This is a genomic window from Roseateles sp. (assembly GCF_049240545.1).
Lineage (GTDB): Bacteria > Pseudomonadota > Gammaproteobacteria > Burkholderiales > Burkholderiaceae_C > Paucibacter_A.
In genome coordinates this window covers 85,146-97,853 of the sequence record NZ_JBMLSK010000137.1, presented here as the reverse complement: position 1 = coordinate 97,853, position 12,708 = coordinate 85,146, and the positions used below count along the sequence as shown (strand labels likewise).

Sequence of the window (12,708 nt, the reverse complement as noted above, 5' to 3'; positions counted from 1 at the left end):
TGGAAGCCATCCGCATCCTGGGCCTGGAAAAGAAGACCCGCTTCTACCAAGCCTCCACCTCCGAGCTTTACGGCCTGGTGCAAGAAATCCCGCAAAAGGAAACCACGCCCTTCTACCCACGCAGCCCCTACGCCGTGGCCAAGATGTACGCCTACTGGATCACGGTGAACTACCGCGAGGCCTACGGCATCTACGCTTGCAACGGCATCTTGTTCAACCACGAAAGCCCGCTGCGAGGCGAAACCTTCGTCACCCGCAAGATCACCCGCGCCGTGGCCCGCATTGCTTTGGGCCTGCAAGACTGCCTGTACCTCGGCAATATGAGCGCGCTGCGCGACTGGGGCCATGCCCGCGACTACGTGCTGATGCAATGGATGATGTTGCAGCAGGAAGTGGCCGAAGACTTCGTCATCGCCACCGGCGTGCAATACAGCGTGCGCCAGTTCGTCGAGTTCGCAGCCGCTGAGTTGGGCATCACGCTCGCCTTCACGGGCGAGGGCGAGCACGAGATTGGTACCGTGGTCGCGGTCACCGGCGACAAGGCCAAGTGCAAGGTCGGCGATGTGATCGTCAAGGTCGACCCGCGCTACTACCGCCCCACCGAAGTGGAAACCTTGCTGGGCGACCCCACCAAGGCCAAAGAAAAACTCGGCTGGGTGCCCACCACCTCCTTGCGTGAGTTGGTGGCCGAAATGGTGGAGTCCGACTACACCTCCGCCCGCCGTGACAGCTTGGTCAAAATGGCCGGATTCAAGGCTTACGACTACCACGAATAAACGCGCGAGATTTACCAAAACTTGCACTGGCGGACGCAAACGCCTACATGGAACTACTGAGGACCTCTCAATGAAAGCAGTGATTCTGGCAGGTGGGCTGGGTACCCGCCTTAGCGAAGAGACAGCGACGCGCCCTAAGCCAATGGTAGAGATTGGCGGGAAGCCTATCCTCTGGCACATTCTGAAAATGTACTCCCACCACGGCGTCAACGAGTTCGTGATCTGCTGTGGCTATAAGGGCTATGTGATCAAGGAGTATTTCGCCAACTATTTCCTGCACATGTCTGACATAACTTTTGATATGCGCAGCAACCGGATGGAAGTACATCAAAAGCGCGCCGAGCCATGGAAAATCACGCTAGTTGACACCGGGGACGACTCAATGACGGGAGGGCGTCTGCGCCGCGTTGCGGATTACGTCAGGGACGAAGATGCCTTCTGTTTCACCTATGGCGACGGCATCGGAGATATTGACATTAGCGCCACCATAGCGTTTCACAAGTCGCACGGGAAGGCTGCGACACTGACCGCCACTTACCCACCGGGTCGTTTCGGCGCGCTGGACATCCGCCAGCAGCAGGTGATGAGTTTCAAGGAGAAACCCAAGGGCGACGGCGCCATGATCAACGGGGGCTTCTTCGTGCTGTCCCCGTCGGTACTACGGCACATTGAGAGCGATGCCACGACCTGGGAGCAGGAGCCCCTAATCGCGCTGGCCGAGAGCGGTCAACTCATGGCCTACGAGCACACCGGCTTCTGGCAGCCGATGGACACGCTACGCGACAAGCACCTGCTCGAGTCGTTGTGGGCATCCGGCAATGCTCCGTGGAAGCTCTGGGACTGAACATCCCGGGCAACCCCGGTCATCGGCCACGGCCGTCTTCAGCATCACGGAAAATACCCAACACCGGCCTGCCTCGAGGCCGGATCCATTCAGGCAGGAGATTGTTCAATGTTCGGAAACGTCTATCAGGGCAAGAGGGTCTTCATCACCGGCCACACCGGCTTCAAAGGTTCGTGGCTCACCATCTGGCTACTCAAGCTCGGGGCACAGGTGACGGGCTTCTCGGACTGCGTGCCGACAAGCCCCTCCCTCTTCGACACCAGCGGCTTGGGTGATCGTATCGATCACCAGGTCGGCGACATCCGCGATCTGCAGCGCTTGCGTCAGGCATTGATGGACGCCAAGCCCGACTTCGTCTTCCACCTCGCCGCCCAGGCCATCGTCTCGACCTCCTACGCACAGCCGATCGACACTATCACCACCAACGTCCTTGGAACGGCCAACGTGCTTGAAGCGCTGCGTGAGATCGAGCATGACTGCGTCGCGGTGATCGTTACCTCAGACAAGTGCTACGAGAACGTGGAATGGCCATGGGGCTACAAGGAGACCGACCACCTCGGCGGCAAGGACATCTACAGCGGCTCCAAGGGTGCGGCAGAAATCATCTTCCACTCCTACTTCCACTCCTTCTTCAACCGTGAGGACCATCCGGTGCGCCTGGCCACCGGCCGCGCCGGCAACGTGATTGGCGGTGGCGACTGGGCAAAGGACCGCATCGTGGTCGACTGCATGCGCAATTGGTCCGAGGGCCAACCGGTAGAGATCCGCAGCCCCCGTGCGACTCGCCCCTGGCAGCATGTCTTGGAGCCACTGAGCGGCTACCTGACCCTTGGCGCCACATTGACCTCGTCCCAAGCACTACGTGGCGAGTCCTTCAATTTCGGGCCGCGATCAGAGCAAAACCGCACCGTGCTGGACTTGTTGAGCGATTTGAGCGTTCATTGGCAGTTCGCTAACCCAAATGAAGCGTATCGCGTGACGGCAGATATCCCCTTTCACGAGGCAGGGCTGCTTAAACTCACTTGCGACAAGGCCCTGTTTCATCTGAAGTGGGAATCCAACCTGGGGTACCACGAGTGCGTGAAGTTCGTCAGCGAGTGGTACTACCAGTTCTACAAGACCAAGGCGGACATGTTCGGCCTAACGGTCGCCCAGATCGAGCAATACGAAGCTTTCGCCACCGAACGGAGCTTGGTGTGGGCGCGCTAACGCTTTCCCCGGTGATCGTCACGCCGCTACGACGCATCGAGCACCCCAAGGGCTGCATCTACCACGCAATGAAGGCCACCGACGCTGGCTTCGCCGGGTTCGGCGAAGCCTATTTCACTACAGTCATTCAGGGCGAGACCAAAGGTTGGAAGCAGCACACCCGGATGCAGATGAATCTGGTGGTGCCAGTTGGCGAGGTCGCCTTCCACCTGCGTGCGAGCGACGAAGGCGAGACCATCCGCCATGTCGCGGGCGACTCTCGCTACGTCCGCTTGACCGTCCCGGCTGGCTACTGGGTGGCATTCACCGGGCTGGGTCAGGGGCTCAACCTCGTTCTGAACCTGGCCAGCCTAGCGCACGACCCGGAAGAAGCTATCAACCTTCCGATCGAGGCTTTTCCCTTGGCCAAGGGCGACGCATGAGAATCGCGATCACTGGGGCACGTGGCCTGCTCGGCTCAGCGTTCGGCGACGCACTGACCGCTCAGGGACACGAGGTATCGGTCATCGCCCGCACAGCGCTGGGCGGAGATGCGCACGCAAGCGCACGGCTGCTGGCGGGAGCTGATTGGCTCCTTCACGCAGCTGCCAACACCAACGTCGAGTTGTGCGAAGCCGACTTCGACGCCTGTTACCGCGACAACCTAGCGCTGACGGAATTGCTCGCGGACGCCACACGTCTGGCTGCGGTTCCGATGGTCTATTTCTCAAGCACCGGGGTGTACGGCAGCGCCGAGTCCCTGCCTTATGCGGAGTACCACGACACCAATCCCACCACGCATCATCACCGGGCCAAGAGGCTGGGCGAGATCGCGGTGCTGGGCCGCGCGCCTTGCAATCTGGTGATTCGAACGGGGTGGCTCTTCGGCGGCGCAGTGGCCAATCCGAAGAACTTCGTCGCACGACGTATCGAGGATGCCCGCCGTGCGCAAGCCTGCGCCACGACTCTAAGATCCAACCAGCAGCAGGTGGGGTCGCCCACCTTCACCCGCGACGTCGTCGAGCGCGTCCTCGCGCTGATCGCATCGGGTAACGCAGGCATCTTCAACTGCGTGAACGAAGGCAGTGCTTCCCGCTTCGACTACGTTCGAGAGATCGTGCGTCTCAGTGGCCTGCCCGTCGAGGTCGAGCCGGCTACCGCGGCCAGCTTCAACCGTCGGGCACGCGTATCTGACAACGAGGCAGCATCCAACTGGCGAATGACCCAACTGGGCTTCGAGCCCATGCCGCGCTGGCAGGACAGTCTGGCCGACTACATCGACAGCCTCGCAGGAGAACTCACATGAGCATCGAGCATGTGCACGTGGCCATCCTCGGCGCGGGCATCGCCGGCCTGGGTGCCGCCCATCGTGCGAATCAACTGGGGCTGACCGACGTCGTCGTCTTCGAAGCGAGATCCAGCGCCGGGGGACTGTTGGACAACTTCACACTTGACGGGTTCCGCTTCGATCACGCGGTGCACCTGAGCTTCGCCAGCGAGCCGGAAGTGCGGGAAGTCTTCGATCGCGCGCCCTACCTCACACATCCAGCGGACGCGAAATGCCATGAGTCCGGTCGCTGGCTCAAGCATCCGGTGCAGAACAACCTATACCCGCTGCCCGCAGACGAGAAGGTGGCACTGGTCAAGTCATTCCTTGACCGGCCGGCTGCGCTGGGAGAGGCCGACTACGAAAGCTGGCTACGCCACCAGTACGGCGACGCAATCGCCAATCGCTATCCTATCCGTTACACGCGCAAATACTGGGACACTCCCGCCTGCGATCTATCCACCACCTGGGTCGGCAATCGCATGCGGCGAGCCGAACTCGACGAGATCCTGCATGGTGCCTTCACGGACGAGACTCCGAACTACTACTACACCAAGGAAATGCGGTACCCCGAACGCGGCGGCTTCAAAGCGTTCATCCAGCCACTGATCGACGCCTCAAACATCCGCCTCAATCACCGCATCCAAACCATCGATACCACCCAAAAGGTGTTGAGCTTCGACAACGGCCGGCAGGTGAGCTACGACCTGCTGGTAAGCTCGTTGCCGCTGCCGGTGCTGGCGACCTTGTGCACTGATGTCCCCGAGTCGGTGCGCGAAAGCGCTGGGATGCTGCGCGCTACCTCGCTGGACTTGGTCTCCGTCGCCTTCAACAAGCCGCTTGTTAAGGACCTTTGGTTCTACATCTACGACGGGGAGTTTCTGGCCAGTCGAGCCTACTCGCCGTCTGTCAAGTCCCCGGAAAACGCGCCAGCGGGTTGCAGTTCGCTCCAATTTGAGATCTACGCCCGCGGGACCGAGTCGGCCCACACGCCAGAAGAAGTCGTCGCGAACACCCGACTGACGATCAAGCGACTAGGCATAGCTAAAGATAGCGACATCCTGTTCACGGATCACCGCCGACTGCCCTACGGCAACGTGATTTTCGATCTGGGCATGGAAGCCCGCCGCGACAAGGTGCTAGCCTGGTGCGAACAGGTCGAGATCCGCTCCTGCGGACGATTCGGCCGCTGGGACTATCTCTGGAGCAACCAGAGCTTCCTGAGCGGCTATCACTCTCTAGACGACGCCGCATGAGCGCCAAGCCACACCTCGATTCGATCAGAACCGCATGATGCGCACGCACACCCATCGGCGAGACGTCGCCTGGGGCTATCTGGCGCAAGCATTGAACATCGGCGCGGGCCTTCTCCTGCTCCCGGCTGTGTTGCGCTACCTGCCCACGGACGACGTCGGGATTTGGTTCGTCTTCATCACACTTTCTAGTCTGGCGCAGCTGCTCGAGTTCGGCTTTCAGCCGACCATAGCCCGGAACACGGCCTACGTCTTCGCGGGCGCCCGCGCGCTGACTGAACACGGCGTGCCGACGGAAGTCCATGGCGGCGAACAAATGGACGCCCACCTACTAGCGGATCTCGTCAGGGCTTCCCGGGCGATTTATCGCGGCGTGGCGGCGGTCAGCGGGCTGGTCCTGTTGGTTGGCGGCAGCGCTTACGTCATGTCGGTGGTCTCGCCGCGACAGGACCTGTTCACGGTACTCTGCGCCTGGTGGTTCTTCGCAGCCGGCTACATGCTGAATTTCTATTTCGGCTACGTCAACGGCCTCATGCAAGGCCGTGGAGACGTGGCCGCAGCCAACCAAGTCGTGATCATCAACCGGGCGAGCATGCTGATCTGCGGCGGGACGGCTTTGGCCTTAGGCGGCGGACTTCTGGGCCTGGGAGCCGCGACCTTCGTCGCCTGCGTCTTCGGACGTCTGGTCGCGCTGCACTTCTTCCGGCGCGGCGAGACCGGCGCGGGCTGCGGGGAGACCGGCAGCGTGCGTCTGACAGTCAAGCTACTCTGGCACAACGCCAGTCGCTTGGGCGCAGTGCAGATCGGCGCGTTCCTGATCCAGCGTGCCAACGTGCTGGTAGCCTCCAGCTTCCTCGGCATCAGCGCAGCCGCCAGCTTCGGCATGACCGTGACCCTAATGATGACGCTCAGCGGCGTCGCTGCCGTCATACTGCAGGTGCGCATGCCGCGGCTCGCGGCAGCTCAAGCCAAAAAGGATCTGGATGAATTACGCGAAATATATGGCGAAGTATTGGTCGTGACCTGGGTTACGTTCCTGGCCGGTGCAACCATCTTAGTGGCTGGCGGAGAATTGGTACTCCACCTAATTGGCAGCAATACTCCGCTAATCTCAACGCCGCTATTGGTTCTATTCGCCGCAATCATGATGCTCGAACTAAATCACAGCCTTGCAGCTGGATATCTAACCACACGGAACCAAGTACCCTTTCTGAAGGCAGGACTGATCTCCGGCGTCCTCATCTGCGCCTGCAGCATACTGCTAGTCAAAAGATTCGAAGTTGCTGGTTTAATTGCCGCCCAGGGTTTGGTCCAACTATCCTACAACAATTGGAAGTGGCCGCGTGAGGCTCGCAAGGACCTAGAGGTCGGATGGACCGAGCTAATCGCACTAGGTATACGCAAGATCCGGGGCAAGACGTCACCCCAGTAGCTTCCGAAGGCTGATTTCAAAAGCAATAATGAATTCACTATTCACTAAACAGAGACAACACGAGATTTTTTACGACGTTGCCTGACCCCTCGAAGTCGAGACAACAGTATGTTACCACCCGCCGTCACCTGACCCTCCACACTTAACATGCTCGTTGACCACCCTAGCCCTGCACGCCGCGTCCTCGACAAAGCAGGCACGAATGATCCAATCCTAACAATCGCCATACCGACCTATCGTCGAGAAGCGATGCTAGTAGAAGCACTAACCAGTGCATTGCAGCAAGACACCACGCTACCGATTGAAATCATTGTTGTCGATAACGATCCAGCGAGCGAGGCCAAAGCTCTATCTTCGGTTGACCTAAATACCAGTACACATGCTGTCCGCTACTACATCAATGATTCCAATGTCGGCATGCTTGGAAATTGGAATCAATGCATCGCACTAGCTCGAGGGAAGTGGATCACACTACTGCACGACGACGATTGGTTGGCACCGGGGTTTGTTTCAGCAATGCTACGCTTGGTTATGCAGGGCTACGACTTCGCAGTCTGCAGGGTCAAGGTTGGTTCATCGAATTTCAAACCTGAAATTTTACGACGCACACGCGATACCGATGACATCGAAATTCTAACAGTTGACGATCTTATCTTCGGCAATCCTACCCCAGCTCCAGGGCTGTTAATCCTAAAGGAGGCTCTAGCGGCCACAGGCGGATTCGACCCGGCAGCCTACCCATGCGCCGATTATGTAACCTACGCACGTTGTGCGACCAACGTGCGCTCCGGGCGACTCAACCGGACTTTAGCCTACTACCGAACCACCGATAGTCAAACCTTTAAAGAGGACACGTTGTGGAAAATTATTCAGCAATCCAATGAGATAAAGTTAAGACTACTTCGGGTTGCACCTAAAGCGTCTACGGCGACCTACATACTAAGCATGGCTTTTTGGTTCCGCTTAGCATCTGCACACGGAATTCCCCTCATCGACATCCAAATGGATTGGAGACTCAAATGTGCACGAATCCTTTCAAGGTCCCGCCTAATCACACTACCACTGGAATTGATACGAAAATCGATCAAATACTTGCACCCTCACAACTAGGACACAAATAATCAATGACCTCCAATGCCTCGACCATGGTCAGCATAATTGTCTGCTGCCACAATTCGGAAAAAAGAATTGACGAAGCTTTGAAATCAATATTTAACCAAAGCGTCAGCACCAATGTCGAAGTAATCGTTGTTGACAACAACTGCTCAGACTCCACCGTTACTAGAGCCAAAACGATAGCCAGTCAATTTTGCAGAACAATCGCTGTTGTCACTGAACAGAAGCCAGGTTTACTCTACGCGAGACAATCAGGTGTACTTGCGGCCAAAGGTACATTATGCTGCTTTGTAGATGATGACAATTTACTCGATGCCGACTATGTTGCCCGCGCTATTGAGATTTTCAATATGCACCCAGGCGTAGGATATTTTGGCGGAGCAAGTCGCCTTCCACTTAATCTAAAAGCACCGAGCTGGATCACTCCAAAATTACTACTTTCATATGCTGTTGGGCGCCAATACGAACACAACGGCCAACTAAATTCAACCACTCCGCTACTTTGGGGTGCGGGCTTGTGCGTGCGCACCGAGGCAATCAAAAAGATCCTTTACAACATTAACAATTTTAAATGCCTCGGGCGCATTGGGGGGAAGCAACTCGCTGGCGATGATAGTGAGATTTGCTATCGACTCGCACTTGAGGGTTGGCATGGATATTACGACGACTCTTTGACTCTGACCCATGCGATCGATCCAATTCGTTTCACGAACGAACGTTTGCAAGCCATGCACACTGGTTTCGGCGCAGCCAAACCAGTTCTCGATGCACTTGAAGCCGACCTAGCAAAAATACAAAACTACAATAGTTTTCGGCTTCGATCCTTGCTGTACCACCCACTATTGAGAGTTTTTGTTTATGCCACGTTAACCGTGCTATGGTCGATCCGTTCATTTTCTCTCAATGCCACACCAAAAATGCGGGCCAACTACTACAAAGCAGCTTTCCTAAGTTCAATCCGCATCTCACGGTCCGACAACTAGAATCGGAACATGACTATAAAACTGACTATGCCACCAGACAACCCCAATAGTGCATTCCTAATTAGCGTCATCGTTGCAACGCGTAACGCCGAGCTAAATCTACGCCGAACACTGCAGTCTTTGGTTGATCAAATCGTTGGGGGCTTTGAAGTCATACTAATTGACGGCGGATCGACTGATGGTACGCTAAAGGTGGCAAATGAATTCTGTGATTTGATTTCCTTTCAACTCTCCGAACCGGACAATGGCATCGCCGACGCTTGGAACAAGGGCCTGCGGCATGCACGTGGGCGCTGGATCACATTCTTAAACGCCGGCGACTTACTGCATCGGGAACATTTCTCCCGCGCGGCGCCTGTGCTTCTAAGTGCGGGAGCAGGGCCAGTAGTTCTTTACTGCGACGTCCTTAAATTCAACGACCGCAAAGAGCCGACAATCACCATCCGAGGTCGCGCGCCAACCGAACGCGGTATCGCCCGCGGTGGATTGGGATTCGGTCATCCGGGCAGCATGGCCTCGGCCGAGTGCTACGCGCAGATCGGCAAATTCAACACCGAACTGCGTATCGCCATCGACACCGACTGGCTGCTACGAGCCTTCAAGTCGGGGTGTGCGTTTCGCCGTTTCGACAGCATCGCCTACATGGCCGAAGGCGGCGTGAGCGACCGCAAGTTCGGCGAGGCGATGCGCGAGTACTTCCTTTGCACGACCCGCCTAGGTCTGACCACTGCAAGCCACGCGACCCTGGCCAGCCGTCTGTTGCCAGCGGCTCGCCTGGCGCTGCAAATCTACCGCTCAATGCTGCGCGGCCCGCTGCGCACACTCAAGCACATCCTGATCAGCCTAGCAAACAGCGCTGGCCAGTGCCTGCCGTTCCACTGGATGCGTCGCGCCTACTTTAGACTACTGGGCTTCAAACTAGGATCCCGTGCTTCTATCGCTATGGGCTTCCGCTTCTACCGCCCAGGCGGTGTGGTGATCGGCGACGATTCCGTCGTCAACCGGTCCTGCCTATTCGACAACCGCGACACCATCCATGTCGGCAAGCACGTCTCGATCGCGCGAAACGTCTCGATCTTCACTGCCGGGCACGACCCGGAGTCGCCGTTTTTCGAGATGACAACGGCTCCGGTGTGCATCGACGATCATGCAGTTATCTTCTCAGGCGCGTCGATTATGCCGGGTGTGCGCATCGGCGCCGGCGCGGTGATCTACGGCGGCTCCGTGGTTACAAAAGACGTCGAGCCGATGACCATCGTAGGCGGAGTGCCAGCCCGGCCAATGGGCCACCGGCACACGCTGCCCGAGTACGCCCTCAACTACCCCTACCCGCTGGCGATGTGAAGTGACGTCCTTCCTCTACATTGCACCCCTGTTCCTATACTTCCCTCGCTTCTTGCCGGGCGTAGAGACGCAGCCGCTGCTGGCCACCCTAGTGGCGCTGGTCGCACTGCTGCTCGGGCGCGAGCGACGAGCGGCACTAGGATTTGCCGGGCTGGCCTGGGCGATGTTGTTCTGGATTGCCGTCAAAACACTACTTGAAGGCACGCTAGGCAACGCGTTAGGGCTAGTGCAGCTCCTAATAGGACCGCTTTTCCTGTTCGGGGCAATGGCGCTGCGTGCCCCCCCCCCATCGCGCCGGTTGATGGCTGGTGTGGGCGTCTACTTCATGCTTTGCATGGTCATTGAATTACTCACGCCGGGCGTCTACGAGAGTATCGCGTCCGCGCTGCTGAGCCGCGCAACCGTGGCCGACGGCCACCGGGGCGTGTCGCTGTTAACTCCCGAGCCAACCTATGCGTCTATCTCCGTCATGTACTTCGTCATGTTGGCCTGGTGGTCCGGGAAACACTGGGGCTTCCGTCACCGGTGGATCGAACCCCTCTTGGCGCTCAGCCTTTTCGCCACCGGCTCCACCTATGTCGGCCTCATGCTGATGGCACTAGCCTTTGTGCGCTGGCCGCGCCTGATGATTGCGGGCATCCTGGTTACAGTCGTGGCCATACCGTCGATGGGCGTCGTTGCCCTGGCCAACGATGACTCGATCCGTGCCGTAGTCGCACTCTCGCGCTTGTTGTCTTCAGACTTCAGTGACCTTCTTCCCTCTATTTCGATAGTTGACAGCAGCCTAGGGAGTCGCTTGACCACAAATGCTGCGAGTTTTCTGACGCCGTTGAACACGCCTTTGGGCCTAGGCCTAGACTGCAAAGCCGTCCCTGCCGCCTTCTCGGCCGCAGGCTATGACTTCGCCTTCGATAATGCGGTGCTTAGTGCTGTCATGGACGATGGCTGTTTAAAGCCACAATCTTATGCGGCGACTATCTCGCTCGGACTAGGTTCGCTCGCCGCGGTATTTCTTGTGGTGTTAGCCGTATGCGGCAGATATGCTCTGGGCCACCGAAAGCACATGGTATGGCTGCCACCTGCCGCAATTGCTTCTGTGATCCTAATTGTCCAGGGCCAACTGACCAACCCGATTCCTTGGTTGTTGATTTTCATGGCTATGAGCGCTCGCCGATACCCCCCACCCCAGCCAAGGCGCCCAGCCATGCACGGTGATATTCCCTCTTCAATAACATGATCCCACGACTACTTATCCTTACCACCCGATTCCCATACCCGCTTTACGGAGGCGACTTGCTGCGCATCTATCGTCTATGCGAAGCGCTCCGTTGCACCTTTCGTATAACGCTATTGAGTATCTGCCAGTCAGCCGAGGAAATGGAAGCCGTACTTCCCGAAGACAACCCATTCTCGGAAGTGCACCGAATCCGACTCCCCAAATGGCGGTCCTATGTCAATGCACTAACTGCTCTCGTCACCGGTCGCTCAATGCAGACTTCCTACTACCACAGCGGTGAATTCGCGCAGGCGGTGGCCCGACTACAAGGTAGCCATGACATCCTGTTGTGCCACCTAGCCCGCACGGCGCCTTACGCCGCAGGCTTTCGGGGCACAAAGGTGCTAGAGCTGACTGACTTCATACCGCTCACCTACGCCCGCTCAAACTCAATCAAGGGCAAAGCACTGTCGTTGCGCCGACTGATATACACCCTGGAGCAAGGTAGAGTAGACCGCGCCCAGAACCAACTCGCTCCTCAGTTCGACCTGATCACGTTTGTCTCTGATGTTGACCGTGAAATGTTCCTGAAGTCTTCGGGCATGCCTCCGGCCAAGGTAGCCACCTTCGGTAATGGCGTTAACCTCCATGAACGTCCGTTCCACGAAGCGCGTTCCGGCAAGACTCTGGCGTTCGTCGGCACCTTGAAGGCGATGCCAAATGCTGATGCTGTGTCCTATTTCATCACCAGCGTGTTGCCGTTAATCCATAACAGCGACCCAGATGTGAAGTTCCGAGTGGTTGGCGCCGTTGACGACAATTTCAAGGCACGCTTCGAGGGTTCGCACGTACAGTTCACAGGGCCTGTGCCCGACTTGGCCAAAGCCCTTGAGGACTGCGTGCTCGGCGTCTGCCCCGTCCGCATCGGTGCGGGCGTACAGAACAAGATGCTCGACTACATGGCGCTCGGGCTGCCGGCGGTCACCACACGAATAGGAGCTGAAGGGCTAGATGGGCAGAAAGATCATACGTTTGTTGTAACTGACGACAAGCCAGAGGCATTCGCTGAAACCATCACGTCGCTACTTGACAATGACAAATGGCGCAGACAACTAGCGCGAAACGGCCGCGAACTGATGGAGGATCATTACTCGTGGGCCGGTCGCCTGGGGGATCTTCCCTTGCGCATGCTGCAGTCACTAAATCATTGATTCGCTTCCGATGCGCCA

The 12,708-nt window shown here is 57.7% G+C and carries 11 protein-coding genes and 2 pseudogenes; all 13 read left to right on the top strand.

Annotated elements, in window-relative coordinates; all coding sequences use genetic code 11:
* Window positions 1-776 (top strand): GDP-mannose 4,6-dehydratase (locus ACOVRJ_RS09255; protein WP_422043561.1); only part of this gene is annotated, 776 nt, incomplete at its 5' end.
* Window positions 777-846: 70 nt separating this feature from the next.
* On the top strand, window positions 847-1,620 hold the full coding sequence (gene rfbF, locus ACOVRJ_RS09250) for a glucose-1-phosphate cytidylyltransferase (RefSeq protein WP_422043560.1): 774 nt from the start codon (window positions 847-849) through the stop codon (window positions 1,618-1,620).
* 108 nt (window positions 1,621-1,728) lie between these two features.
* On the top strand, window positions 1,729-2,829 hold the full coding sequence (rfbG, locus tag ACOVRJ_RS09245; RefSeq protein WP_422043559.1) for a CDP-glucose 4,6-dehydratase: 1,101 nt from the start codon (window positions 1,729-1,731) through the stop codon (window positions 2,827-2,829).
* A gap of 11 nt (window positions 2,830-2,840) precedes the next feature.
* Window positions 2,841-3,251 (top strand): dTDP-4-dehydrorhamnose 3,5-epimerase, encoded by a 411-nt coding sequence (locus ACOVRJ_RS09240; RefSeq protein WP_422043558.1) that lies wholly within the window; start codon window positions 2,841-2,843, stop codon window positions 3,249-3,251.
* Complete coding sequence (locus ACOVRJ_RS09235) at window positions 3,248-4,114, top strand: SDR family oxidoreductase (protein ID WP_422043557.1); 867 nt, start codon at window positions 3,248-3,250, stop codon at window positions 4,112-4,114. Before ACOVRJ_RS09240 ends, ACOVRJ_RS09235 begins: the two co-directional genes overlap by 4 nt.
* Entirely contained in the window at window positions 4,111-5,391 is a 1,281-nt protein-coding gene (locus tag ACOVRJ_RS09230) for a protoporphyrinogen/coproporphyrinogen oxidase (RefSeq protein WP_422043556.1), read from the top strand. Before ACOVRJ_RS09235 ends, ACOVRJ_RS09230 begins: the two co-directional genes overlap by 4 nt.
* 34 nt (window positions 5,392-5,425) lie before the next feature.
* Window positions 5,426-6,820: an O-unit flippase-like protein gene (gene wzx, locus ACOVRJ_RS09225; RefSeq protein WP_422043555.1), complete on the top strand. Its 1,395-nt coding sequence runs from the start codon at window positions 5,426-5,428 to the stop codon at window positions 6,818-6,820.
* A 147-nt stretch (window positions 6,821-6,967) separates the two neighbouring features.
* Window positions 6,968-7,930, top strand: a complete 963-nt coding sequence (locus ACOVRJ_RS09220; RefSeq protein ID WP_422043554.1) for a glycosyltransferase family 2 protein — start codon at window positions 6,968-6,970, stop codon at window positions 7,928-7,930.
* A 14-nt stretch (window positions 7,931-7,944) separates the two neighbouring features.
* The gene (locus ACOVRJ_RS09215; RefSeq protein WP_422043553.1) at window positions 7,945-8,919 is read left to right on the top strand and encodes a glycosyltransferase; all 975 of its coding nucleotides are present in this window, start codon (window positions 7,945-7,947) and stop codon (window positions 8,917-8,919) included.
* Window positions 8,920-8,928: 9 nt separating this feature from the next.
* Window positions 8,929-9,285 (top strand): annotated as a pseudogene (locus tag ACOVRJ_RS09210) (glycosyltransferase); the annotation flags it as partial.
* Between the two features lie 804 nt (window positions 9,286-10,089).
* A pseudogene (locus ACOVRJ_RS09205) lies at window positions 10,090-10,197 on the top strand (acyltransferase); the annotation flags it as partial.
* A gap of 67 nt (window positions 10,198-10,264) precedes the next feature.
* A complete protein-coding gene (locus ACOVRJ_RS09200) occupies window positions 10,265-11,500 on the top strand; it encodes a hypothetical protein (protein WP_422043552.1) in 1,236 nt (411 codons plus the stop codon).
* Window positions 11,501-11,640: 140 nt separating this feature from the next.
* Entirely contained in the window at window positions 11,641-12,690 is a 1,050-nt protein-coding gene (locus ACOVRJ_RS09195; RefSeq protein ID WP_422043551.1) for a glycosyltransferase family 4 protein, read from the top strand.
* Window positions 12,691-12,708: the final 18 nt, after the last annotated feature.

Bases quoted from the DNA above. Each gene is read 5' to 3' on its own strand.
- rfbF (WP_422043560.1), top strand. From the start codon at position 847: ATGAAAGCAGTGATTCTGGCAGGTGGGCTGGGTACCCGCCTTAGCGAA.
- rfbG (WP_422043559.1), top strand. From the start codon at position 1,729: ATGTTCGGAAACGTCTATCAGGGCAAGAGGGTCTTCATCACCGGCCAC.
- ACOVRJ_RS09235 (WP_422043557.1), top strand. From the start codon at position 3,248: ATGAGAATCGCGATCACTGGGGCACGTGGCCTGCTCGGCTCAGCGTTC.
- ACOVRJ_RS09230 (WP_422043556.1), top strand. From the start codon at position 4,111: ATGAGCATCGAGCATGTGCACGTGGCCATCCTCGGCGCGGGCATCGCC.
- wzx (WP_422043555.1), top strand. From the start codon at position 5,426: ATGATGCGCACGCACACCCATCGGCGAGACGTCGCCTGGGGCTATCTG.
- ACOVRJ_RS09220 (WP_422043554.1), top strand. From the start codon at position 6,968: ATGCTCGTTGACCACCCTAGCCCTGCACGCCGCGTCCTCGACAAAGCA.
- ACOVRJ_RS09215 (WP_422043553.1), top strand. From the start codon at position 7,945: ATGACCTCCAATGCCTCGACCATGGTCAGCATAATTGTCTGCTGCCAC.
- ACOVRJ_RS09195 (WP_422043551.1), top strand. From the start codon at position 11,641: ATGGAAGCCGTACTTCCCGAAGACAACCCATTCTCGGAAGTGCACCGA.